The organism is Flavobacterium magnesitis (assembly GCF_041729735.1).
Lineage (GTDB): Bacteria > Bacteroidota > Bacteroidia > Flavobacteriales > Flavobacteriaceae > Flavobacterium > Flavobacterium magnesitis.
The window spans coordinates 47,226-73,351 of record NZ_JBCFQK010000012.1 but is presented as its reverse complement, the minus strand read 5'-3'; the positions used below and the strand labels follow the sequence as shown (position 1 = coordinate 73,351).

Sequence of the window (26,126 nt, the reverse complement as noted above, 5' to 3'; positions counted from 1 at the left end):
GTCTTTTTGGTTCCTATTTTAAGGGTGTTTTTTAAGCAATAAAGACAATAATCTTTTCTAAATTATTGTCTTTATTGATGGATCTTAAAATAAGATTTTGTATTTATCTCGCATTGTAAGCTGCTATAGCGTGTTTTAAAATATGAACTGATTTTATCAGGTCTTCTTTCTTTAGAACATAAGCAATACGTACTTGATTTAGTCCCGTTCCTGGAGTGGAATAAAATCCGGCTGCAGGAGCTATCATTACCGTTTCGCCATCTAATTCATAACTTTCAAGCAACCACTTAGCAAAGTCTTCCGTGTTATCTACGGGTAATTGAACAATACAATAGAAAGCTGCTTTAGGTTTATTCACCACAACGCCTTCAATTTTCAGAAGTTCATTTATTAAGGTATCTCTTCTTCCTTTGTATTCCTCAATTACATCGTCAAAATAGCTTTGAGGTGTATCAATAGCAGCTTCGCAGGCAATTTGTTCAATTGTAGGCGGACACAAACGAGCTTGTGCAAATTTCATTGCTGTAGCAATTACTTGTTTGTTTTGGGTAACCATACATCCAATTCTTGCTCCACACATACTGTATCTTTTAGAAACAGAGTCAATCATGATTACGTTTTGCTCTTTTCCTTCTAAGTTCATTACAGAGAAAAATGGATCACCATCATAAATGAATTTACGATATACTTCATCCGAAATCAAAAACAAATCATATTTTTTGACCAAATCACCAAGTTGTTGGATCTCAGTTTCAGAATATAAGTTTCCTGTTGGATTACTAGGGTTGCAAATTAATATTGCTTTTGTTTTAGGTGTTATGGCTTTTTCGATAACATCAATTGTAGGTAAGGCAAAACCATTTTCGATGGTTGTACTTACAGCAACAACTGTTGCACTCGATTCTTCTGAAAAAGCATGGTAATTAGCATAAAAAGGTTCTGGGATAATGATTTCATCTCCCGGATCCATAATACTTCCTAAAGCAAATAACAAAGCTTCAGAACCACCAGTAGTGATCATAATATCTTCAAAATTGATAGCAATATCCTGATCGACATAAAACTGGGCCAGTTTTTTTCGGTAACTTTCATATCCAGCAGATGGACCATATTCAATAATATCCATATCGATATTCTTGATGGCTTGGATGGCTATTTCTGGACTTTTTATATCGGGTTGACCTATGTTTAAGTGATATACTTTTAGGCCTTTCTTGTTCGCTATATCAGCAAATGGTGCCAATTTACGAATTGGCGATTCAGGCATTTTTCGGCCTCTTATTGAAATCTCAGGCATGTTAATAAAAATTTGGTACAAATTTGCGATTTTTTTTTCGAACTAAGCTACCCATAGTTTACAATTTGATAATATATCTATTTTAAAGCAAGAATTTTATTAACTTTATGTAAACTGCCTATCATGAAAAAAATATTCCTATTTTTTTTTCTTTTAAGTTTTGCGATTCCTGTTCTTTCGCAAGAGGGATTTGAATTTGGAAAAACGAAAAGCAGTAGTATTAAGGTTCCTGCTAAAATAATCAATAATTTGGTTTTTATTCCCGTTGAAGTTAATGGCGTAGAATTAATTTTTCTGTTAGATACAGGTGTTGAAGCTACTGTTTTGTTTGGTTTAGAAGACACTAAAAAAATAAATCTTAATCATGTTGAGAAAATAAGCATTAGAGGTTTAGGGAAGGAAGAACCAATTGAAGGACTTAAATCTTCGGGAAATATATTGACAATAAATAAAATGCAGTCCAGAGATCATTTATTGTATTTGATTTTAGATCCATCGCTTAATTTATCTAGTTATATTGGTATTTCGGTAAATGGAATTATTGGTACGGCAGCTTTTAAAAATCATTTGGTCGAAATTGATTATGGTAAAAAAGTTGTTTTTTTCTATGAGTTGGATTCTAAATTTCAGAAAAAACTAGAGAAAAGATATACAAGAGTTCCAATTTTGATTGAAAAACAAAAGCCTTATGTGAATTCTGTTGTAAAGCTTGGGGAAAGTGAGGTTTTGGTTAAGTTACTTATTGATACAGGTAATAGTGACGCCATTTGGCTTTTTGATAAACTTTCAGACAAAATTACTATTCCAGAAAAACATTTTGACGACTATTTAGGTCAGGGTTTGAGTGGAACTGTTGAAGGTAAAAGAGCCCGGATTGATCAATTTTCTATTGCTGATTTTAAGTTTTATTCGCCTGTTGTAGCTTTCCCAGATTCTGTTTTTATAAAAAATATCAGCTTGTATTCAGGTCGTTTGGGTTCGTTGGGAGGTGAGATTTTAAAACGATTTTCAGTTGTTTTTGATTATACTAATCAACAGCTGTTTCTAAAGAAAAACAAATTGTATAAATCTTCTTTTTTTTATAATAAAAGCGGAATTGAAGTTTGGCATACAGGATCTCAATTGGTAAAAGAAATGGTTACTGTTCCTGAAAATTCTATTATTGTGAATCTTGATGATAGAAAATCAGATGGAAATAGTTCTAATTATAGGTATAAATTAGAGTTGAAACCCATTTATGAAATTGGTCATATTAGAGAAAGTTCAAGTGCAGCGAAGAATGGTTTACGCACCGCTGATATTCTGGTTGCTATTGATGGAAAGCCAGCTTATAATTATTCGTTGCAACAAATCAATTCACTTTTATGGTCAGAAGATGAAATTTGGATAGAATTAAAAGTTTTAAGAGAAGGGAAGCTGATGACTTTTAAGTTTCAATTGTTGAATATCATTTAATATCATTCTAAAAACCGAAACAACAACTGTTTTTTTAACATAAATAGCGTAATTAGTTCGTTGATTAGGAGTGTTTTTCTTTTTCATGATTATTTTTTTGTTAAAAAATCAGTTTTTTGTTATTTTTAACAAATCTTAATTAAATTACGTATTTACAATTTGTCTAAATAATATTAACGGATTATTTTTGCCCTGTAGAATTAATCTAAATAAATTGTAAATGAAATATTTAACACTCGCCTTTAGTTCTTTGTTTGTAAGTTTTGCTTATTCGCAAAATAAGGGAACTGCTGTACCGAAAGACACCCTAAAAACGCTAAAAGAAGTAGTTATTTCTGCTAATCAAATTATAGGGAGTAAATTTGAAGCAATTAATAAAACAGGTTCTGCATCCTATATTTCGGCAGAAGATTTACAAAAATTTAATTATACTGATATTAATCGGGTACTTAGAACAGTAACTGGTGTTAATGTATATGAAGAAGATGGTTTTGGATTAAGACCAAATATCAGTTTGAGAGGAACTTCTCCAGACAGAAGTGCTAAAATTACTTTAATGGAAGACAATGTGTTAATTGCTCCAGCTCCATATAGTGCTCCAGCTGCTTATTATTTTCCTTCGGTGGCTAGAATGAGTGCGGTTGAAATTTTAAAAGGAAGTAGTCAAATTCAATATGGACCATTTACAACTGGCGGTACTATTAATTTTGTTTCAGCACCTATACCATCTAAATTCAGTGGAGGTTTTTTAGCAGATTACGGAAGTTTTAATACCGCAAGAACAGCTGCAAATGTGGGAATTGCAAACGAGAGATTGGGTGCAGTAGTTCAATTTTTGAATTATAATTCAGATGGTTTTAAAGATTTACCAAGTGGTGCTAATACAGGATTTGATAAAAATGATGTTATGGCTAAATTTAGAGTACAATCTAAACGAACTAGTAAAATTTATAATGCACTTGAGTTTAAGATGGTCTATGCTGATGAAGATGCTAACGAAACTTATCTTGGTTTAACAGAGGAGGATTTTAAAAAATCACCATTTATGCGTTATTCAGGTTCTGAAAAAGATAGAATTACTACTAAAAACAATCAATTTTCAATAACGCATACTCTAAAAACGAGTAACTATTTTAGTATAGCTACCACTGCTTATCGCAATAAGTTTGCTAGAAATTGGTATAAATTAAACGATGTAAGATTTGGTGGAACAACTTATGCAATTGCGGATATATTAGAAAGTCCATCAACTAATGCTTTAGCTTTTGATTACATAACGGGAGCACAAAACTCTCCTAATGATGCTTTGAGAGTTAGAGCTAACAATAGAGAATATTTAGCACAGGGAGTACAAACAAAATTTGATTTTCATTTTTTAACAGGGAATGTTTTTCACGACCTTGAATTTGGAGCAAGGTATCATGAAGACAATGAAGATCGTTTTCAGTGGAATGATAATTATGCGATGGTTGATGGTTCGATGGTGTTGAATACTGCAGGAAATCGTGGTTCGCAAGATAATAGGATTGCTTATGCAGAAGCTTTAGCAGCACATGTTCTTTATAAAATCAGGTATAATAATTTAACTGTAACGCCAGGAATTAGATTTGAAACTATAGATTTAAGAAATGAAAATTACGGTACAAATGATTTAAGTAGAACGGGGGTGAATTTAGTAAAAAATGACAATCATTTAAAAATTTGGCTTCCAGGTATTGGCGCTGATTATAAACTAAATAGTAATTTATCGTTTTTTGGTGGTGTTCATAAAGGTTTTGCTCCGCCAACCAATACGCCAGGTACTCAAGCAGAAAAAAGTATTAATTATGAATTAGGTTCCCGTTTTAGTAGTAAAAAGTTTTTCGGAGAATTTGTAGCTTATTTTAATGATTATTCTAATTTGCTAGGGAGTGATTTGGCAGCAAGTGGAGGAAGTGGAACCTTAGATCAATTTAATGCAGGAGAAGTAAATGTTAGAGGCATTGAATTGTCTTTAAATTATCAGGTATTAAATGAGGAAAGCAAATTAAAATTGCCAGTATCTTTTGGTTATACACTAACGGATACCGAATTTGTAAACACATTTGCAAGCACAGATGGGATTTGGGGAACTATTGAAAAAGGAGGTGAGATGCCTTATATTTCAAAACACCAGTTCAATGCATCAATTGCATTAGAGCATGCAAAATTTGAGTTGATCTTAGCGGCGCGTTTTAATGGTGAATTTAGGACTATTGCTGGTCAGGGATCAATCCCAAATGAGTTTGCTGTTCCAGATAATACAGTGGTTGATTTTGCCTCAAAATATAGATTCAATAAAAATTTCAGCTTGACTGGGAATATTAATAACTTGTTTGATACTAACTATTTAGTTTCCAGAGTGCCTGCTGGATTGAGACCAGGGATGCCGTTTAGTGCATCTATTGGAATTGCTGCACAGTTTTAATTCAAAAGAATTTGATAAAAAAAATCGTCTCGATATTATTTCTGAGACGATTTTTTTGTTAAAGAAAGTTTTAGAGTTATGAACTAACTTCTCCCTTAATTTTTAAAGGAATTCTACCATCATCATAATTGATAGCGTTAGATTCTACAGTAATGGTTTTTCTAATTGGCCCAGGAGCCATATTGTATTTAATGTCAATTTTACTAGATTTTCCAGGTTGAACCGTTTCGTTTTGTTTTGATAAAACGGTACAGCTTGTTGAGGATTGAATGGAGTAAATAATTAATGGTGCATCGCCAGTATTTGTGTATTCAAAAGAGCGAATACCATTATCGGTCTTTTTGCTGATTGTTCCGTAGTCAATAGTGTTATTTTTAGCCTTGAATTCTATTTTAGCTCCCTTTTGAGCAAATCCAATACTGCTAAAGAATAAGATTGCTATAAATGTGGTAATATTTTTCATTGTAATGAGTCTTATTTAAAGTAAATATACTTTGTTTTAATTAGTACACAAATTTTTAATTCCCTTTTTATAGTGTACTTTATTATTTACTTTTGTTCCCGATATAAATTACAAAAATCACACCAAAGAAAAGTTTATTTGTTTAATCGATTATTCGTTTAATCGGTTGGACAAATAACTGATTAAACAAATAAACAATACAATGACAATTCCCGCACAATTTGACGCTAAAACGATAGAACAAAAATGGTATGACTACTGGATGAAAAACAACTATTTTCACTCAGAACCAGACCATAGAACACCATACACCATTGTTATTCCTCCGCCTAATGTAACGGGAGTCTTGCACATGGGACACATGTTAAACAATACTATTCAGGATGTTTTAATTAGAAGAGCACGTCTAAAAGGTTTTAACGCTTGCTGGGTTCCGGGAACGGATCACGCTTCTATTGCAACGGAAGCTAAAGTGGTTGCCAAATTAAAAGCAGAAGGAATCAATAAAAATGATTTAACACGCGAAGAGTTTCTGAAACACGCTTGGGAATGGACGGATAAATATGGCGGAACAATCCTGGAGCAGCTTAAAAAATTAGGTGCTTCATGTGATTGGGAAAGAACTAAATTTACTATGGATCCTGATATGTCAGCGTCTGTAATTAAGTCTTTTGTTGATTTGTATAACAAAGGTTTGATCTACAGAGGATACCGAATGGTAAATTGGGATCCTGAAGCGAAAACGACTTTGTCTGACGAAGAAGTTATTTATGAAGAACAACAAGGGAAATTATTTTTTTTAAAATATAAAATCGAAGGTAGCGAGGAATTTTTGACTGTTGCGACAACCCGTCCAGAAACTATTTTTGGAGATACTGCCATTTGTATTAATCCAAATGATGAGCGTTTTACACATTTGAAAGGGAAGAAAGCTATTGTTCCAATTTGTGGCCGTGTAATTCCAATTATCGAAGATGAATATGTAGATGTAGAATTCGGAACCGGATGTTTGAAAGTGACTCCGGCACACGATATGAACGATAAAACCCTTGGAGAAAAACACAATCTTGAAATCGTTGATATTTTTAATGAAGATGCTACGCTAAATAGCTTCGGATTGCATTATCAGGGAAAAGATCGTTTTGTGGTTCGTACTGAAATTGCAAAAGAATTAGAAGAAATTGGAGCTTTGGCAAAAACTGAAATCCATTTGAATAAAGTTGGAACTTCTGAAAGAACCAAAGCGATAATCGAACCAAGATTATCAGATCAGTGGTTTTTGAAAATGGAAGATTTAGTAAAACCGGCAATCAAATCGGTTTTAGAAGATGGTGATATTAAGTTGCATCCCGCACGTTTTAATAATACGTATGCGCATTGGTTAAACAACATTCGTGATTGGAATATCTCTCGTCAATTATGGTGGGGACAACAAATTCCGGCTTATTATTATGGAGATGGGAAAGAAGATTTTGTAGTTGCAGAAACAATCGAAGAAGCTTTGGCATTAGCCAAAGAAAAAACTTCAAACTCCCAACTTCAAGTTTCTGACTTGAAACAGGATGTTGATGCACTTGACACTTGGTTCTCTTCTTGGCTTTGGCCAATGTCTGTTTTTGGTGGAATAATGGATCCAGAAAGTGCCGATTATAAATATTATTATCCAACAAATGATTTGGTAACAGGTCCGGATATTTTGTTTTTCTGGGTTGCCAGAATGATTATTGCAGGTTACGAATATGCGGGTGAAAAACCATTTACAAACGTGTATTTAACTGGTTTAGTTCGTGATAAACAACGTCGAAAAATGTCTAAATCATTAGGGAATTCTCCTGATCCTTTAGATTTGATCGAAAAATTTGGTGCCGACGGTGTTCGTGTAGGATTGCTTTTGAGTGCTTCTGCAGGAAATGACATTATGTTTGATGAAGAATTATGTAATCAAGGAAAAGGATTTTCTAATAAAATTTGGAATGCTTTCAAATTGATTAAAGGTTGGGAAGTTTCAGAAACTATTCCGCAGCCAGAATCATCAAAAGTAGCTATCGAATGGTACGAGGCAAAATTACAACAAACTTTAGTTGATATCGAAGATAATTTCGAGAAATACAGAATTTCCGATTCTTTAATGGCGATTTACAAATTGGTTTGGGATGATTTCTGTTCTTGGTTTCTTGAAATGATTAAACCAGCTTACCAACAACCAATTGACAAAGCTACATTCGACAAAGCAATCGAAATGTTAGAAAGTAACCTGAAGTTGTTGCATCCTTTCATGCCATTTTTGACTGAGGAAATTTGGCATTTAATTTCTGATAGAACGCCAGAAGAAGCTTTAATTGTTTCAACTTGGCCAGAATTAAAACCGTTTAATGCGAGTTTGATTTCTGATTTTGAAAATACAATTGAAGTAATTTCAGGAATTAGAACCATTAGAAAAGATAAAAATATTCCGTTTAAAGATGCTATCGAATTAAAAGCGATCAATAGCGAAAATATCTCGACTTATTTTGATTCAATCGTAACGAAATTAGGTAATATTTCAGCTTTTGAATATGTTTCGGATAAAGTAGACGGAGCCTTATCTTTCCGTGTAAAATCAAATGAATATTTTATTCCGATTTCTGGAAATATTGATGTTGAAGCGGAGATTAAGAAATTAGATGAAGAATTAAAATATACGCAAGGTTTCTTAAAATCAGTTCAGGCAAAATTGTCTAACGAAAAATTTGTTAACGGAGCTCCTGAAAAAGTTTTGGCTAATGAAAAACAAAAAGAAGCAGATGCTTTAGCAAAAATTGCAACCATTGAGCAGAGTTTAGCTGGTTTGAAATAAGTTAACATAAGTTTTCATAAAAGAGATCAAAAATAGAAATGAACTATTTTGGTCTCTTTTTTTTATGCTAAATAAATTTTGGCATAATTAATGAATAATAAATTCCATACCTTAACCATTTAAAAATTTATGTCATGAAAAAAATAATAACACTTTTTGCTTTTGTTAGCTTTTTAGCTATTTCTGGTTGTTCGTCTTCGGATGATTTTGATGAAGATGACGACACGTATCCGTATGCTTTTGAAATCACTGATAATTTAGGAAGGGTAGCTGATAACGAGTATAATATAAGAAGTACTTTTAGATTTGAAATTAATGAAAACTTACGTGATGATGAAACTGTTTTGATTTATAGGTTAGTAGATCTTATTGATTCAAATACTCCAATTTGGCAGTTAATACCAAGAACTATTTATTTTTCAAATGGTGAAGAATTAGATTATGATTATGATTTCAGTAAAGTAGATTTTGTAATTACCGCTAGAGGAACTTATAATTTATTAGATACTCCTGGTTATATTAATAATCAAACTTTTAGGATTGTTCTTATTCCGTCTTATTTAGCTTCTTCAATGGATACAAGTAATTATGTAGAAGTAATGAATACTTTAAAATTATCTGAAAATAAGATTAAAAAAATAAAATTATAATCTATTCAGTTAATGAAATTAAAAAAAGGAAATCGAGAGATTTCCTTTTTTTGTTTTATGCTTTATTTTTTTTGTTTCGTTTATCTTTTTGAAGAGAAGCAATAATTCCTGTTAAGAGAGCCACTGCAATAAATGCTAAAGAAACCCATTCTGGAAGGTGGATAAATTTATGTAGGATCATTTTTAATCCTACAAAGGTTAAAATGGCAATCAAGCTGTATTCCAGATAACTGAATTTTTCCAGCATATTTGCCAAGAAGAAATACATGGAACGCAGTCCTAAAATGGCAAAAATATTCGAACTAAATACTAAAAAAGGATCGGAAGTTATTGCTAAAATAGCAGGTACGCTATCTAATGCAAAAATAACATCCATAACCTCAATAAGAATTAAAGCCACAAATAATGGAGTGGCGGTATTAACATTGTTGATTTTTACAAAAAAATGCTCGCCATCAATCTTTGTTGTTATTGGGGTTAGTTTTCTTAAGTATTTGTATATCGGAGAATTATGAGGATTGTATTCGTGGTCTTCTTTCGTAAAAAACATTTTGATGGCGGTGTAAATCAAGAAAGCACCAAACAAATAGGTAGTCCATGCAAATTTGTTGATAATCATAACACCAAAATAGATCATAAGCCCTCTAAAAACGATAGCACCAATGATTCCCCAAAACAATACACGATGTTGGTATTTTTTAGGAATTCTAAAAGAAGAAAAGATAATGGCAATTACAAAAATATTATCGATACTAAGAGAAAGTTCAATCAGGTAACCTGTGATATACTTCATCGAAGCGACCATAGGTTTTAATTGGTCGGGATTTTCAACATAGTTGTTTTGGTAAAGCCAATAAACTACAGCTGAAAATAGAAATGATAATGAAACCCAAATTCCAGTCCATTTTCCAGCTTCTTTTGAGGTAATCACGTGAGGAGTTTTATTGAAAACTCCTAAATCTAAGGCTAGGAATAATAAAATAGCACTTATAAAGCAAATCCAAACTATCATAATATTTAATTTATGTTATTGCAAAGATAGTTTTTTGTGGATAGGATTGATTTAAGACTTTGAATTTATGACATAAAAAAAAATGCCTCCATTTCTGAAGGCATTTTTAATCTTATAATTAAGAATTACAATACAGATTTAACTGTTTTGATAATTCTTGCAGCAATTTTGTATGGATCACCGTTAGATGCTGGTCTTCTGTCTTCTAACCAACCTTTCCAGCCTTTTTGAACTGTAATAAGTGGAATACGGATTGAAGCTCCTCTATCAGATATTCCATAAGAGAAATCGTGAATAGATGCAGTTTCATGTTTACCAGTTAAACGTTGGTCATTGTAAGCTCCGTAAACAGCAATGTGCTCTTTAGTTACAGGACGGAAAGCTTCACAAATTTTTTCATAAGTTGCTTGATCTCCACATGTTCTTAATACATTGTTAGAGAAGTTAGCGTGCATACCTGAACCATTCCAGTCAGTATCACCAAGTGGTTTTGGGTGGTATTCAATATAGTAACCGTATTTCTCAGTCAAACGATCTAATAAGTAACGAGCAATCCAGATTTCATCACCTGCTTTTTTAGCACCTTTAGCGAATAATTGGAATTCCCATTGTCCACAAGCAACTTCTTGGTTGATTCCTTCGAAGTTCAAACCTGCATCAATACATAAATTAGCGTGCTCTTCAACTAAAGCTCTACCGTGAGTGTTTTTTCCACCTACTGAACAGTAGTACATTCCTTGAGGAGCTGGGTAACCACCTACTGGGAAACCTAATGGTAATAAAGTTTTAGTATCCATGATGAAATATTCTTGTTCGAAACCAAACCAGAAATCATCATTGTCATCATCAATAGTAGCTCTACCGTTAGAAGGGTGTGGCGTTCCATCAGCAAACATAACTTCAGACATAACTAAGTATCCGTTAATACGATCTGGATCAGGATAAATAGCAACAGGAACTAAAAGACAATCAGAAGATCCTCCTTCAGCTTGTTTTGTAGAAGAACCGTCAAATGACCAGTTTCCAATTTCTTCTAAAGTTCCTTGGAAGTTTTCGTGCTCTTCAACTTTAGTTTTACTTCTAAGATTTTGAGTCGGTTCGTATCCGTCTAACCAAATGTACTCTAACTTTATTTTAGCCATAATAATATAAATTAATTTTCTTGATTTTAACTGAGGTGCAAATATATAATATTTTTTTTAGTGCTGAAAACCTTGGGGTCTCTTTTGTTTGAATGAATGTTATTTTTCAGATTACTATATTTTGGGTAGGGGTATATTTAAAAAAAAGCAATTTTGAAGCTAAATAAAAAGCAATTTGATAATGCAGCTCAGGGATTTTTATTTTAGATTCTTTATATTTGTAATTATTAATTAAAAATTGTGAATTAACAATTTTAGAAAAAAAAACAATCTATAATGTCAACAATTCGTTTTCAAGCACTAAGAGAAGCATCTAATAGAAAAGCAGTACATTTTGAAGAAACAGATAGAAAGTCAAGCATTTTTGGCTCCAATGTATTTAATGAAAAAGCAATGAAGCAATATTTGACTTCAGATGCTTTTAAGGCTGTACGAGGTGCAATCCAACATGGAACAAAAATTGATAGAAAATTAGCCGATTACATTGCTATGGGTATGAAAGAATGGGCTTTATCAAAAGGCGTTACACATTACACTCATTGGTTTCAACCTTTAACAGGAACTACAGCTGAAAAGCACGATGCTTTTTTTGAAACATCTTATGATGGTAGTGATCCTGTAGAAAAATTTGGAGGAGCACAATTAGTTCAGCAAGAACCAGATGCTTCTAGTTTTCCAAATGGAGGAATTAGAAATACTTTTGAAGCAAGAGGATATACCGCCTGGGATCCTACTTCTCCAGCATTTATATATGGTACTACTTTATGTATTCCTACGGTTTTTATTTCTTATACAGGAGAAGCCTTAGATAACAAAATTCCATTATTAAGAGCTTTAGCAGTAATGGATGAAGCAGCGACTGAAGTTTGTCGTTATTTTGATAAAAATGTAAAAAAGGTTACTGCAACTTTGGGTTGGGAACAAGAATATTTCCTGGTAGACAAAGCTTTGGCACATTCTCGTCCTGATTTAATGATGACAGGAAGAACCTTATTAGGACATACTTCTGCAAAAGGGCAACAATTAGACGATCACTATTTTGGTTCTATTCCAACACGTGCTTTGACTTATATGCGTGATTTAGAACAAGAATGTATGTTGCTTGGAATTCCGGTTAAAACGCGTCATAATGAAGTAGCGCCAAATCAATTTGAATTGGCTCCTATTTTCGAAGAAACAAATCTAGCAGTAGATCATAACTGTCTTTTGATGGATGTGATGCAAAAAGTGGCTGAACGTCACGACTTCATCGTTTTATTCCACGAAAAACCTTTTAAAGGAGTTAACGGTTCAGGAAAACACAACAACTGGTCTTTGGCAACAGATACTGGAGTGAATCTTTTGAGTCCAAGTAAAACACCAATGAGCAATTTGCAATTTTTGACTTTCTTTATCAATACCATCAAAGCGGTAAATGATTATGAAGAGTTGTTGCGTGCTTCGATTGCAACGGCTAGTAACGACCATCGTTTAGGAGCTAATGAAGCGCCACCAGCAATTATTTCGGTATTTATTGGAGAACAATTAACTAAAGTTCTGGCTGAATTAGAAAGTGTAACTACTGGAAAATTATCTCCAGAAGAGAAAACCGATTTAAAATTAAACGTAGTTGGAAAAATACCAGAAGTAATTTTAGATAATACTGATAGAAACAGAACGTCACCATTTGCTTTTACAGGAAATAAATTTGAGTTTAGAGCAGTAGGTTCTTCGGCAAACTGTTCTAATTCGATGACTATTTTAAATACTATTGTTGCTAAGCAATTAAGAGACTTTAAAGTAGAAGTTGATGCTTTAATTGATTCTAAAGCAATGAAAAAAGACGATGCTATTTTTAATGTTTTGAGAGAATACATTAAGGTTTCTAAAAATATTCTTTTTGAAGGTGATGGTTATAGTGAAGCTTGGGAAAAAGAAGCTAAGAAAAGAGGATTGAGTAATTTTAAAACGACGCCTGAAGCTTTAAAAGCAAGAGCATCAAAAAGAGCATTGGATTTGTTTTCTGAATTAGGAATTATGAATCATGTGGAAGTTGAAGCGCGTTACGAAATTGAATTAGAAGAATACGCTAAGAAAATCCAGATTGAAAGTAGGGTTTTAGGAGATATTTCGAAAAATCATGTCATCCCAACAGCTATTCGTTACCAAAATACTTTGATTGAAAATGTAAAAGGCTTGAAAGATATCTTTGGAAACGAATTTGAATCGATTGCTAAAGAGCAAATAGGTTTGATAAAAGAAATTTCTCAACATATTGAAGAAATCAATGCTAAAGTAGAGGAAATGCGTAACGAAAGAAAAACGGCAAACATGTTGACTGATGCGCAAAAAACAGCTGAGGCTTATTGCAATAAAGTAAAACCGTATTTTGAAATCATTAGAACGCACTGTGATAAATTAGAATTATTAGTTGATAATGAATTGTGGACGTTGACTAAATATAGAGAGTTGTTGTTTACAAAATAATTGATTAAAATAATTAAATTCAGAAACCGACCGATTTTTTAAATCAGGTCGGTTTTTTTGTGCTGATGAATTGGGAATCAAAAAAGTATAATAAATCCTAAATCCTAATTCTGAAATCCTAAATCTAATTAGTATCTTTGCCGCAAAACCAAGCTGTATTATATCAGCTACACAATTCCAATTCATGAGTTCAGATACTTCAAAAAGATATGCACAACGCGGTGTTTCGGCATCCAAAGAAGATGTACACAACGCTATAAAAAATATAGACAAAGGATTGTTTCCTCAGGCATTTTGTAAAATTGTCCCTGATTATCTAACCCAAGATGATGAATATTGTCTTATCATGCATGCCGATGGTGCGGGAACTAAATCCTCATTGGCTTACATGTATTGGAAAGAAACAGGAGATGTTTCGGTTTGGAAAGGCATCGCTCAGGATGCTTTAATCATGAATATTGACGATTTGTTGTGTGTAGGTGCAACCGATAATATTTTACTTTCATCTACAATTGGAAGAAATAAAAACCTAATTCCAGCTGAAGTCATTTCGGCAATCATCAATGGGACTGAAGAATTAATCAAAGAATTAGCTTCTTTTGGAGTGAGTATTCACTCGACAGGTGGAGAAACTGCTGATGTGGGAGATATTGTTCGAACAATCATTGTAGATTCTACAGTTACTGCCAGAATGAAACGTTCTAAAGTTATTGATAATGCTAATATTCAAGCAGGTGATGTTATCGTTGGATTGGAATCTTTCGGTCAGGCTTCTTATGAAAAAAGCTATAATGGTGGAATGGGAAGTAACGGATTAACATCGGCGCGTCATGATGTTTTTGGAAAATATTTGGCAACAAAATATCCAGAAAGTTACGATGCTGCAGTTCCAGAAGAATTAATTTATTCTGGTCAGGTGAAATTGACTGATGCAGTAGAAAATTCTCCAATCGACGCTGGACAATTAGTGCTTTCGCCAACGCGTACTTATGCGCCTATTATCAAGAAAATTTTAGATCAGTATTCTTCGAATGAAATTCACGGAATGGTACATTGTAGTGGTGGAGCACAAACTAAGATTTTACATTTCGTAGATAATTTACATATTATAAAAGACAATTTGTTCGCAGTTCCACCATTGTTCAAATTAATTCAGGAACAATCAAAAACGGATTGGAAAGAAATGTATCAGGTTTTCAACTGTGGACATCGTATGGAAATTTACGTTCCTGAAGCCGTTGCACAGGATATTATTGCTATTTCAAAATCATTCAACGTAAATGCACAAATTGTAGGCCGTGTTGAAACTGCTGATACTAAGAAATTAACTATTTCTAGCGAATACGGTACTTTCGAATATTAATTAGAATTGCTAAGAAGCTAAGTAACTAAGTTGCTGATATGTCTATTTCAGTCTATAAAACCTCAGTACCTCAGAATCTTAGAGACTCAGAAACTTTAAAAACATGTACGAATTACTTTTTTGGAATTATTTAGAAGGGGTTTATTTAAACCATCAAGAGGTTTATGAAGCCATCGATGAGCAGGATACTATAGAAGGTCTGGAAGAACTTCCTGTTACGGTTATTATCAACCGAATTGCTTCGGTGTTTTCTAAATGGGAAAGAGTAGATGAGAACAGCTGGAAAAATAAGGATGGAGTAGGTGCTTTTCAAGTAAAAACCACTCCTCAAACCGTTCAAATAGATTGTTACGGAACTGAAGGTAAAATCATGGATAAATTAGTAGATATTATGGAAGAATTCAAATGTCCCCTTTTTGATCCACAAATCCCTGCCCGTTACGACGAAATGCACGAAGAAGAATAAAACACAAAAGCGTTAAGATTTAAAACTTAACGCTTTTTTATGCGATTATAATGGTTTTTTCTTGTCTTTGTCTTCTTCTTTGTTTTCGTTTTTGAAACCAATGAGTTTACGGTATTTGATTTCCGTTTCTTCGAGTTCTTCTTCCATTTTTTTGTATTTGCTAATATCTTTAATGGTTATAACTGCAGCCACGATATTATTATCATGGTCAATTAAAGGACGACCGCTAATAAGCACTCTTCTTTTTTCTTTCGAAATAGGATCCCAAAGTACCACATCTACATCATCGGTTACTTCGCCATTAAAAGCACGTTCCATGGGTAGGTTTTGCGCAGGAAATATAGTTTTCTCATCTGGGAAATAAAGTTCGAAATGAGCAGTTAAATCGGTTGATATTTTGTCATCTTCTTCGATTCCAAAGATATCATTAGCCATATAATTAGCAAGAACCACTTTTTTGTCGGCATTTGCTACTATAACTCCTTCTCCAATATTTTCTACAATAACACGTAATTTTTCTTCATTTTCATAAAGTTCATCAATTGCTTTTTGTTGTTCTGATTCTAATTGTACTTTATCGGTAATATCACGGGCAACAGAATAAATAATTCCTTCTTTCAAATCGATACTACTATTCCAGTCGAACCACCGGTAAGAACCGTCTTTATGGCGTACTCTGTTTTTATAACTAATAATAGTATTGCCTTTAAGAATATGAGCCAATACTTCTACAGAAGTGCTATAATCATCTGGGTGGACAAGACTCATGAATTTTATTTCATCCATATCTTTTTGTATATAGCCTAAGGTATAGGTAAAAGCAGTATTGATTTTTATAAAATGGTCTTTTCTAGCTACAGTAAAAATATCAAAAGACATATTAAAGAAAGCATCGGTTGCTTTTAGGGAATCTTCTAATTTTTTTCTTTCGGTAATGTCGGTGGATATGCCTCCAATGGCATAAATTCTTCCTGTGGTATCATACAATGGGAATTTAACCGCAATGTAAGTATGAGGTCCATCATTTTGTTGAATAATTTCTTCTGATTTTATTTCGACTAACTTCTTAGCGACTTCTAAATCAGAATTTCTATAGGTTTGGGCGATTTCTTGGGGTAAAAAATCAAGATCTGTTTTACCGATAATTCGTTCGTTTGTAGTTCCAAATAATTCTCCATAATTTTTATTGATTAATAAATATTCACCATTTAATTTTTTTATAAAAATAGGATTGGAAGTATTGTCAATTATAGATTGGAGTAGCTGTTTGTTTTCTTCTAAAAGTTTTAAAGCGCTTTCTTTAGCTCGAAATTGGGTTCTTATGATAAAATAAACTACAATTAATAGAATAATAGAAAGTCCAAATAAAGCTACTTCGATTAGATCTAATCTAGCGTCCATTGTTGTATCTCGCTCAGAATTTACACGTGTTAAAAAAATCCATGCCGCTGCTACCACAACAAAAATATTGATGATAAATCCTAGAAATATTTTTTTTTCAAAAGAGATATTCATAGCTTTCTGATTTTAATTATAAATCGTCTTTTTTGTTTTGAAGATGTTGAGAAATAGCCTTTAAACTTTCACTTTTTCAAATCGCATTAAATTCAAACTAAATAAAATTACGATTAGCGTAACACCTACATCCGCAGCAATGGCCAAGGCTAGATTGCTGTATCCAAAAATAGCTAACAGAATAAACACCAATTTAGTAGCAATTGCTCCAAAGGTGTTGATCTTGATTTGTTTTATGGTCTTTTTACTCAATCGAATCAAAAAAGGGATTAATGAAAGTTGGTCGTTCATCAATGCAATATTAGCGGTTTCTATAGCTGTATCACTTCCAGCAGCTCCCATTGCAATTCCTACGGTGCTTATTGCCAGAGCTGGAGCGTCGTTGATTCCGTCTCCTACCATAGCTACTTTGTCATATTGCTGTAAAAGTGCTTTCATTTCTTCTGATTTTTGTTCTGGAAGTAAACCGCCAAAAACTTTTGTAATTCCCACTTGTCTTGCTACAAAATGAGCAGCTTTTTCGCTATCACCCGTTAGCATAATTACATCAATATTTTGTTCTTGCAATTGCTGTATCGCTGAACGGCTATCAGGTTTAATCTTGTCTGTTAAACCAATAATTCCAGCTACACCTCTACCAAAACTGACAACGACACTTGTTTTTCCTTCGGTAGATAATTGTGCCACAATTTTTTCAACTTCAGGAGATATTTCATGGTATTCTCTAATGAATTCTAATTTACCTACCATTATAGTGTCTAAGTTTGAAATACTACATTTTGCCGTAGCCCCTTTTCCCATAATACTTTTAAATTCCTTTACAGGATGAGGTTCAAAACCTTCGGCTTCACTTGCTAAAACTATGGCTTGCGCCAAGGGATGTTCCGAATATATTTCGGCGCCAGCAGTACAGGAAAGCAATTCTTTTCGGCTGGTTCCTATTAGCGGAAAAACATCTGAAACTACTGGAGTTCCATAAGTAATGGTTCTGGTTTTGTCAACCGCAATCGCTTGAATTTGAGCTAAGGCTTCAATGTATTTTCCGCCTTTTATCAAAGCGCCTTTTGCGGAAGCGTTACCTATAGCAGCATAAATGGCCACGGGAGTTGAGATAACTAAAGCACAGGGACAAGCAATTACTAACAGTGTAACTGCCTGTTTTAACCAATGATCAAAATCCTGCCCCATTACAAAAACGGGAACGGTAAAAATTAAAATGGCTAAAACAATAATAATAGGAGTGTATAATCTTGAAAACCGCTGAATGAACTTTTGAGTTTCACTTTTGGCAGCTCCCGCTTCAAAAGTAAGTTGGATTATTTTTGCAAAAGTAGTATCAGTAGAAAGTTTAGTTGTTGTTATTTCGAGAAAACCATTGGTGTTGATGGTGCCTGCGAAAACGGAATCGCCTATTTGTTTTTCCTTAGCAATAGGTTCACCCGTAATGGCTGACTCGTCAATCATACTTTCGCCAAAAGAAATTTTTCCGTCGAGCGGAATAATATCTCCCGCTTTGATTTGGATAATAGTTCCAATTTTGATGTTGTCGATGGCAACATTTTGTTGTTCTGATTTTACAAATGCTGTTTTGGGTACGCTTTGAATTAATTGATCCAATGCCGATTTTGAATTTTCCAGCCCAATGTCCTCTAGTCTTTCGCCTAAAACATAAAGTACAATAACCACAGCGGCTTCGGGATATTGACCTAAATATAAGGCTGCAATAACCGCAATGGTCATTAATAAATTGATGCTGCTAAAATTGAGTTTAATAAGCGATTGGAGTCCGTTAAGGATAACTTCATGACCAATTCCGATGATGAATAAACAGAAAATAAACGGAGCATAAGGCATGGGGAGATGAATTCCTACTAGTGATAGGATTTCTAAAGCAACTACAATACTGACCGATAGGAGTAAAAAAAGAAATTTTTTATCTTTGAAAGGTAAGTTCATGAGGATGATGGTTTTATTCGAAAAAAATGATTAAATAGGATATTTTCTCGAATTTTTTGAGCAAAATTGCTGTTGGTACTAGCATTACCATTATGTACTAATTTACTAAAAAAGTACCTTATCGAGCTTAACTTTAGTAAAATCTTAAGATTATAAATTCTAAAATGGTTCGAGATGTGAAAAAGTTTACGAACTTTGAGCAAAATTATTTACTATGAAAATAAATCTTAAAAACGGAATTGATAAGCTCATTTTCGGGATGAAACAAAAAGATGTTGAAGCCGTTTATGGAAAACCTGATAGAAATTATAAAGATGAAGATGAGAATGTCATTTTTGTTTACAATAAATTCAAAATGCGTTTGACTTTTTACAAAGACGAAGATTTTAAAATGGGTTATATTGTAGCTTCTAGTGTTGATTTGGAATTATTTGGCAATAAAATGATTGGCAGAAGCATCAAAGACGTTAAAAAAGATTTGGCTCAAAAAAGCATTACAAAATTCACTCAGGAAGAATTTGATACTTTTGAAAATTATTTTAACGAAGACAATTGGTTATTGTTTCAAACTGAATTTGACGAAGTTGTAAAACTTGAAGTAGGAGCAATTATCAATGATAAAGATGAATTTGAGTGGAAATTTGGTAAAAAATAAGAACTCTTATTTATAAAATTCAAAAACCCTTTCGTTATAATAATTAGCGAAAGGGTTTCTCTTTATTATTTATTTTGATTTATTCACTGTGTAAAGTCCTCCAACAAAAAGAAGCACTGCAAATCCTATATACATATAACCTTCTTGTTTTCCAGACTCATCAGAAGCTTCAATTTTTATCCCAAGTACATTAACTTCTGAAGTGTTTTCCTGTACTTTGTTCAATCCTAAATATCCTATTCCTAAACTAACTACGATTAATACGATTCCAATAATTTTTGATAGATTCATGGTTTTTTAATTTTTTTAGTTTCTCTAATGTAAGGAAAATAATTGAAAGTACGATAATAGGTTTTAGTGAGTTCTTAAATAAAAAAATCCGATTTGTTTGTTGCAAATCGGATTTTGATATTATTTGGTTTCTGTTTGTTTCTCGAAAATTTCTATTTCGAAAATCAAAGTAGCATTTGGAGGAATTACTCCGCCAGCACCACTTTCACCATAAGCTAATTTAGCAGGAATGAAAGCAATTATTTTATCTCCAAAAGAAAGTAAATCAATAGCCTCAATAAATCCCGGAATCATACCATCTTTTTTACCAATTTCGAATGGAAAAGGATTGTAACCGCCTTGCATCGCTCGCATTTCATTGTGTTTATTGTAAGACTTGGCCACTTCTTCACGGCTGCTGTCAAATAAGTTTCCATCTTCCAGAAAACCGCTGTAATGAAAATAAATTGTAGTTCCTGCAGCTGGTTTTGTACCCGTTCCTTTTTGAATTATTTTATATGCTAATCCAGAAGGAGTAGTGGTTGCAGTAGCTTTTTGGGTATTCAAATAAGCCACCTTTTCAGTAACTAACGCAGCCATTTTTTCTTTTTGGACTTTTTCTGCTTCTGCTTTAGCTTCCGCTTCTTTTTTTTCTTCTTCGGCTTTGTTGTTGTAATAGTTAGCAAATACTTTTTCGGCCTTGAATTTTTTTGCCAATGCCCCTTTTTGAGTAATAATGATATTTTTAATTACATCGTCCTGAGCAATGCTATCAACTACATTCATTCCTTCAATTACATGACCAAAAATAGTATGTTTTCCGTTTAACCAAGGTGTTTCTTTGTGCGTAATAAAAAATTGACTTCCATTAGTTTTTGGACCAGAATTGGCCATTGCTAAAATCCCTCCTTTATCAAATTTTAACTCAGGAATAAATTCATCTTTAAAAGCATAACCTGGTCCTCCAGTACCTGTTCCTTGTGGATCACCACCCTGAATCATAAATTCACTAATAACCCGGTGGAATTTTAAACCATCAAAAAATGGTTTTCCTTTTAGTTTTTTGTCGGTTACAAATTCATTTTTGCCTTGAGCAAGACTAATAAAATTGGCAACAGTAATTGGGGTTTTTTGGAAATCCAATTCCAGAACAATTGCTCCCTTATTAGTGTTGATAGTTGCAAAAATTCCGTCTTGTTTTATTGTAGCTGTTTTTTTTGCTGGACTTTTGACTAGTTTTTTTGAAGTTTCCTGTGCCTGAGCGCTAATTAAAGTAACAAAGGCTAAAATTAATAGTTTGAATTTCATTGATTAAGGATATTCTATGATTGTTTTTTTTAATAATTATTTTGCTTGAACTAATTCGATTTCGAATATAATGTTGGCATAAGGTGGAATTATATTTCCAGCTCCGCCAGCTCCATAAGCTAAATGTGAAGGGATAAATAAAATGGCTTTGTCTCCAAAAGACATTTTTTCAAGACCTTCTATAAATCCAGGAATTAAACCGTCTTTTCTTCCTGCTTGAAAAGGAATAGGTTGGTAACCACCTTGTGCCGCTCGGTTTGGATCATATTTTCCAAAAGTTTGTGCCACATTTTCAATACTGGTATCAAAAAGTTGTCCGTCTTCAAGAAAACCTGCATAATTAATGTGTACATCGGTTCCTTTGGCTGGTTTTTTACCATCTCCTTTATGGATGATGTTGTACTTTAATCCAGAAGCAGTTTTAGATGCTTTGCTTTTTAAAGCTTCAAAATAGGCTACTTTTTCTTCAATTATTTTTCCGTATTTTGTCTCATATTCTTTTTCATTTTGTGCTTTAATGTTCATTTGCTCTTTTTGTCTTTTAGACTCAATAGAGAAATAATCATAGAATATTTTTACAGCATTGAATTTTTTAGCGGCCTCTCCTTTGCGAATAATGGTTATGGATTCAATTATGTCGTTTTGTTCAATTTTATTTACGACTTCCATTCCTTTGTCAACTACGCGACCAAAAATAGTATGTTTGTTATCTAACCAAGGCGTAGGAACGTGTGTAATGAAAAATTGACTGCTATTGGTGGCTGGACCGTTATTGGCCATGGCCAAAAGACCTTCTTTATCGAAAATCAAATCGCTAAATTCATCTTTAAATTTGTAACCAGCATCTCCAGAACCTGTCCCTAACGGATCTCCAGCTTGTATCATAAATTCTTTAATCACACGGTGAAATTTTAGACCATCATAAAATGGGCGACCTTTTAGATGTTCATTGGTAACAAAATCATTTTTTCCTTCGGCTAATGTTACAAAGTTGGCCACTGTAATTGGCGCTTTAGTGTAGTCTAGTTCTAAAAAAATATCTCCTTTATTGGTTTCAATTTTAGCATATAAACCATCAGCTAAGTTGCTGTTTCCTTCTTTGCAAGAATACAATGTAGTGATGAGAAGCAATACAAATAAAATGTTTTTTTTCATGGTTGATTAATATTAAACTTATTGTAAGGTATCTTGAGTTGTTTTTTTAGGTTTTGAAATCACTTTTTTTGGTCTTTTTATACTGTCTTGATAAGGAGTTCTGTTAAGTTCCGCATTTTGTTCCAGCTCTTTTTTATAAACTGATTCAGGCTTAAAATCGTTTAACGTAATTGTGCAAATTAAAGGTTGGTTAGGGCCAATTTTTTTGTTGTCACCATGATAGCCATAAGCGATGTGCGAAGGAAAATAGAAATTTACTTTTTCGTTCTTGCGCATCAATTTGATACCTTCTCGAATTCCTGTCATGATTTCTTGTTTGTCTACCCGATATACCTGAGATCTTAATTCTACTTCCGTGTAAATAATCGTGCCGTTGAGATCTTTTAACTCATAATTAAAAAAGGCGACATCCCCTTTTTTAGGAGTTAAGGTATCGGCATTGTTTTTTGTTTCATACGAATACCAATAGCCTTTTGTTGAAGCAAAATAGCTAATGTTAGGATTTTTTTTCATCAAAGCTTTGATTAAATCCTCATCAGAAGCATTTAGTTTTTTGTTTCTCTCTACTGATTTTTTCATAAAAACACCTGAAGCACTAGAAACAGGACGACGGGCATCTTGATGTTGTTTGCAAGCTGTGAAAATCAAGCAAAAGAAACAACTTATAACAACAAATTGAATAGCTTTCATGGTTTTATAGCGTTAGATTTTTGACTAAATTTTCAAATTTTTCTATGGTTTCTTCCATTGAAACTTCTGATCTTCCTCCAGCAGCATTCCGATGTCCGCCACCGTTAAAATGTGCTCTTGCAAATTCATTTACATCAAAACCACCTTGAGAACGGAAAGAAATTTTAATGATTTTTTCGTCTTTATTTTCGATAAAAATAGCTGTAAACTGAATTCCTTTAATGCTTAAACCATAATTTACAATGCCTTCAGTGTCTCCTTTTACATAATTAAATGTATTTAGTTCTTCTTGCGTAAGCGTAATGTATGAAGTTTTATGCTCTGGCAAAACTTTTAAATTTTGCAATGCTTTGCCTAATAATTGTAATCTGTTATAAGAACTGTTATCAAAAAGCAAATTCGGAATTTCAGTGTTTTCTACGCCAAGATCAATTAATTCGGCAACAATTCGGTGTGTGTTTCCCGTTGTATTTGGGAATCTAAAAGAACCTGAATCGGTTAAAATTCCAGTGTAAATACAAGTTCCAATAGTTTTATCGATTTGGTTTTTCTGGTCTAAAAATGAAATAAAGTTGTACACCATTTCGCAAGTAGAACCAATGGAAGTATTCGAATACATATAAGCTGCATAATCATCTGGTTTTTGATGATGATCAATCATAATGTAAGTGGCTTTAAGAACTTCTAGTACTTTTTCCATTTCGCCTACACGGTGAAAAGCATTGAAATCAAGAGTAAAAACAATGTCCGCTTCTTCTAATATTTTAGTGCAATTTTCTTTGTCTTTTTCGAATACTTGAACCGTTTCTGAACCTGGAAGCCATGCTAAAAAATCAGGAAATTCGTTTGGCGAAATTACAGTCGCTTCATGATTGTTTTTTCTTAAAAAATGGTATAGTCCTAAAGTTGAGCCCATAGCATCACCATCAGGATTTCTGTGCGGAATAATAGCAATTTTTTTTGGCGTAGCCAATAAGGATTGTATCGCTTGTATGTCTTGTATTTTCATAGTTTGCGAATTTACATTTTTTTAGTGTAAACTATGAAATCATTTAAAAATTAACTTCTTTTTTGCAACTTAATGTTCTAGTGGAAATATTGTTAACATTCTTTTTTTAACCATTAAGCGAGTTAAGAAAGTTAAGAATACTGCAAACCTTAATTCTCTTAAATGTCTAAATGGTTTAAATGTTTTATGTTTTACATAAATACAAGTAGAGTCTAACTTATAAATACTTGAGTCTTGTTGCTCTTATTTTTTCGTACAAATGATATTTCACTCCTTTAACGGTTTGCGAATTATAAATTCCAACAGAACCCGAAGCCAGATAAGCAATAAAGCAAGAAATACCAATAAAAATGGCACTTTCAATACCAAAAAGCTCCATTCCCATAACAGTACAAGCGACAGGTGTGTGAGTGGCTCCTGAAAATACAGCTACAAATCCCATTCCAGCCAAAAGTGCAATAGGTAGAGGAATAAAAACGGATAAAGCACTTCCTAATGTGGCGCCCACAAAGAATAATGGGGTTACTTCTCCGCCTTTAAAACCTGCTCCCAAAGTAAATCCTGTAAATACTATTTTGAGTAAAAAATCATAATATTCATTAGGTTTATTAAAGGCCTCCACTATCGAAGGGATTCCTAATCCCATAAATTGGGTGGCATTAAAGTAATAAACCACTAAAGCAAAAATAATTCCGCCTACAAAAGGGCGCAGCGGTGGATAGGAAATTGTTTTTTTGAATAAAGAACCCCAAAAATGAGTGCTTCTGGAAAAGAGCATAGCAGCTAAACCAAATAAAATACTAGATGGGATAATCCATAGAAAGTTTTCAAGATTCAGATCAGGTACATCAGCAATACTATAATGGGTGTGATGAACTCCCCAAATTTCAACCGTGTAATAGGCAAAAAAGGCAACAACAAAAGAAAGAATACTGCTCTTTAAACTGATTTTACAACAATACAATACTTCTAAAGTAAAAATAGCTCCAGCAAGTGGTGTTCCAAAAACAGAAGCAAATCCAGCACTAATTCCTAAAATAATTAGCGTTTTTCTGTCCGTAGTATCCAGTTTGAATATTTTTGTGAATTGGTCGGAAATTGCACCACCCATTTGCACTGCCGTTCCTTCTCGACCTGCTGAACCTCCAAAAAGATGTGTAATAATTGTTCCTAAAAGAACAAAAGGAGCCATTTTTAGCGGAATTGTTTTTTGAGGTGTTTTGTATTCGTCTAATAAAAGATTATTCCCTTTAACTACGTCATTACCATAATAATGATACAACAAACCTATTAATAAACCTCCGATGGGTAAAAACCATAGCAGCCAAATGTTTTGGGTCCTAAGTTGTGCTGCCCATTCTAAAGCGACTAATAAAAAAGCAGAAGCCGAGCCAGAAAAGAATCCTATTAAAGCACAAATCAAAATCCATTTACATGAAAGCAGTATTGTTTTTTTTAAATTCATTTTTACAATTGTTTTGTAATATTTGAGCGCAACAAAAGCAGTTTTAATTGGTCAATTGCTCTAGTTGCGCTCGAAAAGTAATTTTGGAATTTCAATTATTCTGCAATAACTGCTGTCAACTCAATTTCAACAAGGTATTCAGGAGCTACTAATTGGTTGATTCCGTAAAAACCAGTTGTTGGTTTGATGTCTTTAAAAAACTGAGCGTGAGCCGTTGCTACTGCTTCAAATGTAGTTACATCAGTAGTAAAAATACGGGTACGGATAACATCTTTCATTCCTGCATTCAAATTTTCAAGTACTTTTTCAACTCTTTCTAAAATATTTAAGGTTTGAGCATGAGCATCATCTGCTTTTACTTTATCACCGTCAATGATTGCAACAGTTCCTGAAACTTCAATAATATTTCCAATACGGACAGCACGACAATATCCCATTTTGTCTTCCCATGGCGATCCGGTTAAGATGTTTTCTCTTTTCATTTTGATGTAATTAATTGTTTTATAG

General features: G+C 33.2%; 21 protein-coding genes. 8 read left to right on the top strand and 13 right to left on the bottom strand.

Annotated elements, in window-relative coordinates:
* Nucleotides 1-103: 103 nt before the first annotated feature.
* The gene (locus tag AAGV33_RS09650; protein ID WP_373391773.1) at nucleotides 104-1,297 is read right to left on the bottom strand and encodes a pyridoxal phosphate-dependent aminotransferase; all 1,194 of its coding nucleotides are present in this window, start codon (nucleotides 1,295-1,297) and stop codon (nucleotides 104-106) included.
* 123 nt (nucleotides 1,298-1,420) lie between these two features.
* Between AAGV33_RS09650 and AAGV33_RS09645 the strand changes: the two genes are divergently transcribed.
* Both AAGV33_RS09645 and AAGV33_RS09640 read left to right on the top strand, forming a co-directional pair.
* On the top strand, nucleotides 1,421-2,752 hold the full coding sequence (locus tag AAGV33_RS09645) for an aspartyl protease family protein (protein ID WP_373391771.1): 1,332 nt from the start codon (nucleotides 1,421-1,423) through the stop codon (nucleotides 2,750-2,752).
* A 220-nt stretch (nucleotides 2,753-2,972) separates the two neighbouring features.
* A complete protein-coding gene (locus AAGV33_RS09640; protein WP_373391770.1) occupies nucleotides 2,973-5,198 on the top strand; it encodes a TonB-dependent receptor family protein in 2,226 nt (741 codons plus the stop codon).
* Nucleotides 5,199-5,274: 76 nt separating this feature from the next.
* Here the strand turns inward: AAGV33_RS09640 and AAGV33_RS09635 are convergent, their stop codons facing one another.
* Entirely contained in the window at nucleotides 5,275-5,661 is a 387-nt protein-coding gene (locus tag AAGV33_RS09635) for a DUF1573 domain-containing protein (RefSeq protein ID WP_373391769.1), read from the bottom strand.
* A 202-nt stretch (nucleotides 5,662-5,863) separates the two neighbouring features.
* Here AAGV33_RS09635 and AAGV33_RS09630 point away from each other — a divergent pair, with 202 nt between their 5' ends.
* Both AAGV33_RS09630 and AAGV33_RS09625 read left to right on the top strand, forming a co-directional pair.
* On the top strand, nucleotides 5,864-8,497 hold the full coding sequence (locus tag AAGV33_RS09630; RefSeq protein WP_373391767.1) for a valine--tRNA ligase: 2,634 nt from the start codon (nucleotides 5,864-5,866) through the stop codon (nucleotides 8,495-8,497).
* Between the two features lie 134 nt (nucleotides 8,498-8,631).
* A complete protein-coding gene (locus AAGV33_RS09625; RefSeq protein WP_373391766.1) occupies nucleotides 8,632-9,147 on the top strand; it encodes a hypothetical protein in 516 nt (171 codons plus the stop codon).
* A 55-nt stretch (nucleotides 9,148-9,202) separates the two neighbouring features.
* Here AAGV33_RS09625 and AAGV33_RS09620 read toward each other — a convergent pair whose 3' ends face one another.
* Together AAGV33_RS09620 and AAGV33_RS09615 are read right to left on the bottom strand one after the other, a co-directional pair.
* On the bottom strand, nucleotides 9,203-10,159 hold the full coding sequence (locus tag AAGV33_RS09620; protein ID WP_373391765.1) for a TerC family protein: 957 nt from the start codon (nucleotides 10,157-10,159) through the stop codon (nucleotides 9,203-9,205).
* Between the two features lie 125 nt (nucleotides 10,160-10,284).
* Complete coding sequence (locus AAGV33_RS09615) at nucleotides 10,285-11,301, bottom strand: glutamine synthetase beta-grasp domain-containing protein (protein WP_373391764.1); 1,017 nt, start codon at nucleotides 11,299-11,301, stop codon at nucleotides 10,285-10,287.
* A 276-nt stretch (nucleotides 11,302-11,577) separates the two neighbouring features.
* Between AAGV33_RS09615 and AAGV33_RS09610 the strand changes: the two genes are divergently transcribed.
* From AAGV33_RS09610 to AAGV33_RS09600, 3 genes are all read left to right on the top strand, one after another.
* On the top strand, nucleotides 11,578-13,767 hold the full coding sequence (locus AAGV33_RS09610) for a glutamine synthetase III family protein (protein ID WP_373391763.1): 2,190 nt from the start codon (nucleotides 11,578-11,580) through the stop codon (nucleotides 13,765-13,767).
* Between the two features lie 184 nt (nucleotides 13,768-13,951).
* Nucleotides 13,952-15,130, top strand: coding sequence for an AIR synthase related protein (locus AAGV33_RS09605; protein WP_373391761.1), 1,179 nt, complete (start codon nucleotides 13,952-13,954; stop codon nucleotides 15,128-15,130).
* A gap of 103 nt (nucleotides 15,131-15,233) precedes the next feature.
* The gene (locus tag AAGV33_RS09600; RefSeq protein WP_373391760.1) at nucleotides 15,234-15,596 is read left to right on the top strand and encodes a hypothetical protein; all 363 of its coding nucleotides are present in this window, start codon (nucleotides 15,234-15,236) and stop codon (nucleotides 15,594-15,596) included.
* Between the two features lie 45 nt (nucleotides 15,597-15,641).
* Here AAGV33_RS09600 and AAGV33_RS09595 read toward each other — a convergent pair whose 3' ends face one another.
* Both AAGV33_RS09595 and AAGV33_RS09590 read right to left on the bottom strand, forming a co-directional pair.
* A complete protein-coding gene (locus tag AAGV33_RS09595) occupies nucleotides 15,642-17,111 on the bottom strand; it encodes a PAS domain-containing protein (RefSeq protein ID WP_373391759.1) in 1,470 nt (489 codons plus the stop codon).
* Nucleotides 17,112-17,171: 60 nt separating this feature from the next.
* Entirely contained in the window at nucleotides 17,172-19,067 is a 1,896-nt protein-coding gene (locus AAGV33_RS09590) for a heavy metal translocating P-type ATPase (RefSeq protein ID WP_373391758.1), read from the bottom strand.
* A gap of 214 nt (nucleotides 19,068-19,281) precedes the next feature.
* Here AAGV33_RS09590 and AAGV33_RS09585 point away from each other — a divergent pair, with 214 nt between their 5' ends.
* Nucleotides 19,282-19,722, top strand: coding sequence for a hypothetical protein (locus tag AAGV33_RS09585; protein WP_373391756.1), 441 nt, complete (start codon nucleotides 19,282-19,284; stop codon nucleotides 19,720-19,722).
* Between the two features lie 69 nt (nucleotides 19,723-19,791).
* Here AAGV33_RS09585 and AAGV33_RS09580 read toward each other — a convergent pair whose 3' ends face one another.
* From AAGV33_RS09580 to AAGV33_RS09550, 7 genes are all read right to left on the bottom strand, one after another.
* Entirely contained in the window at nucleotides 19,792-20,013 is a 222-nt protein-coding gene (locus AAGV33_RS09580) for a hypothetical protein (protein WP_373391755.1), read from the bottom strand.
* Between the two features lie 120 nt (nucleotides 20,014-20,133).
* Nucleotides 20,134-21,300, bottom strand: coding sequence for a peptidylprolyl isomerase (locus tag AAGV33_RS09575; protein ID WP_373391754.1), 1,167 nt, complete (start codon nucleotides 21,298-21,300; stop codon nucleotides 20,134-20,136).
* A gap of 36 nt (nucleotides 21,301-21,336) precedes the next feature.
* Nucleotides 21,337-22,455 (bottom strand): peptidylprolyl isomerase, encoded by a 1,119-nt coding sequence (locus AAGV33_RS09570; protein ID WP_373391753.1) that lies wholly within the window; start codon nucleotides 22,453-22,455, stop codon nucleotides 21,337-21,339.
* Between the two features lie 18 nt (nucleotides 22,456-22,473).
* Nucleotides 22,474-23,145, bottom strand: coding sequence for a gliding motility-associated peptidyl-prolyl isomerase GldI (gldI, locus tag AAGV33_RS09565; RefSeq protein ID WP_373391752.1), 672 nt, complete (start codon nucleotides 23,143-23,145; stop codon nucleotides 22,474-22,476).
* 4 nt (nucleotides 23,146-23,149) lie between these two features.
* Complete coding sequence (locus AAGV33_RS09560; protein WP_373391751.1) at nucleotides 23,150-24,154, bottom strand: DHH family phosphoesterase; 1,005 nt, start codon at nucleotides 24,152-24,154, stop codon at nucleotides 23,150-23,152.
* Nucleotides 24,155-24,371: 217 nt separating this feature from the next.
* A complete protein-coding gene (locus tag AAGV33_RS09555) occupies nucleotides 24,372-25,619 on the bottom strand; it encodes a voltage-gated chloride channel family protein (RefSeq protein ID WP_373391750.1) in 1,248 nt (415 codons plus the stop codon).
* Nucleotides 25,620-25,714: 95 nt separating this feature from the next.
* Nucleotides 25,715-26,101, bottom strand: a complete 387-nt coding sequence (locus tag AAGV33_RS09550; RefSeq protein ID WP_373391749.1) for a RidA family protein — start codon at nucleotides 26,099-26,101, stop codon at nucleotides 25,715-25,717.
* Nucleotides 26,102-26,126: the final 25 nt, after the last annotated feature.

Excerpts from the sequence above, each read along its gene's own strand:
- AAGV33_RS09650 (WP_373391773.1), bottom strand. The coding sequence starts at position 1,297 with ATGCCTGAGATTTCAATAAGAGGCCGAAAAATGCCTGAATCGCCAATT.
- AAGV33_RS09645 (WP_373391771.1), top strand. The coding sequence starts at position 1,421 with ATGAAAAAAATATTCCTATTTTTTTTTCTTTTAAGTTTTGCGATTCCT.
- AAGV33_RS09640 (WP_373391770.1), top strand. The coding sequence starts at position 2,973 with ATGAAATATTTAACACTCGCCTTTAGTTCTTTGTTTGTAAGTTTTGCT.
- AAGV33_RS09635 (WP_373391769.1), bottom strand. The coding sequence starts at position 5,661 with ATGAAAAATATTACCACATTTATAGCAATCTTATTCTTTAGCAGTATT.
- AAGV33_RS09630 (WP_373391767.1), top strand. The coding sequence starts at position 5,864 with ATGACAATTCCCGCACAATTTGACGCTAAAACGATAGAACAAAAATGG.
- AAGV33_RS09625 (WP_373391766.1), top strand. The coding sequence starts at position 8,632 with ATGAAAAAAATAATAACACTTTTTGCTTTTGTTAGCTTTTTAGCTATT.
- AAGV33_RS09620 (WP_373391765.1), bottom strand. The coding sequence starts at position 10,159 with ATGATAGTTTGGATTTGCTTTATAAGTGCTATTTTATTATTCCTAGCC.
- AAGV33_RS09615 (WP_373391764.1), bottom strand. The coding sequence starts at position 11,301 with ATGGCTAAAATAAAGTTAGAGTACATTTGGTTAGACGGATACGAACCG.
- AAGV33_RS09610 (WP_373391763.1), top strand. The coding sequence starts at position 11,578 with ATGTCAACAATTCGTTTTCAAGCACTAAGAGAAGCATCTAATAGAAAA.
- AAGV33_RS09605 (WP_373391761.1), top strand. The coding sequence starts at position 13,952 with ATGAGTTCAGATACTTCAAAAAGATATGCACAACGCGGTGTTTCGGCA.
- AAGV33_RS09600 (WP_373391760.1), top strand. The coding sequence starts at position 15,234 with ATGTACGAATTACTTTTTTGGAATTATTTAGAAGGGGTTTATTTAAAC.
- AAGV33_RS09595 (WP_373391759.1), bottom strand. The coding sequence starts at position 17,111 with ATGAATATCTCTTTTGAAAAAAAAATATTTCTAGGATTTATCATCAAT.
- AAGV33_RS09590 (WP_373391758.1), bottom strand. The coding sequence starts at position 19,067 with ATGAACTTACCTTTCAAAGATAAAAAATTTCTTTTTTTACTCCTATCG.
- AAGV33_RS09585 (WP_373391756.1), top strand. The coding sequence starts at position 19,282 with ATGAAAATAAATCTTAAAAACGGAATTGATAAGCTCATTTTCGGGATG.
- AAGV33_RS09580 (WP_373391755.1), bottom strand. The coding sequence starts at position 20,013 with ATGAATCTATCAAAAATTATTGGAATCGTATTAATCGTAGTTAGTTTA.
- AAGV33_RS09575 (WP_373391754.1), bottom strand. The coding sequence starts at position 21,300 with ATGAAATTCAAACTATTAATTTTAGCCTTTGTTACTTTAATTAGCGCT.
- AAGV33_RS09570 (WP_373391753.1), bottom strand. The coding sequence starts at position 22,455 with ATGAAAAAAAACATTTTATTTGTATTGCTTCTCATCACTACATTGTAT.
- gldI (WP_373391752.1), bottom strand. The coding sequence starts at position 23,145 with ATGAAAGCTATTCAATTTGTTGTTATAAGTTGTTTCTTTTGCTTGATT.
- AAGV33_RS09560 (WP_373391751.1), bottom strand. The coding sequence starts at position 24,154 with ATGAAAATACAAGACATACAAGCGATACAATCCTTATTGGCTACGCCA.
- AAGV33_RS09555 (WP_373391750.1), bottom strand. The coding sequence starts at position 25,619 with ATGAATTTAAAAAAAACAATACTGCTTTCATGTAAATGGATTTTGATT.
- AAGV33_RS09550 (WP_373391749.1), bottom strand. The coding sequence starts at position 26,101 with ATGAAAAGAGAAAACATCTTAACCGGATCGCCATGGGAAGACAAAATG.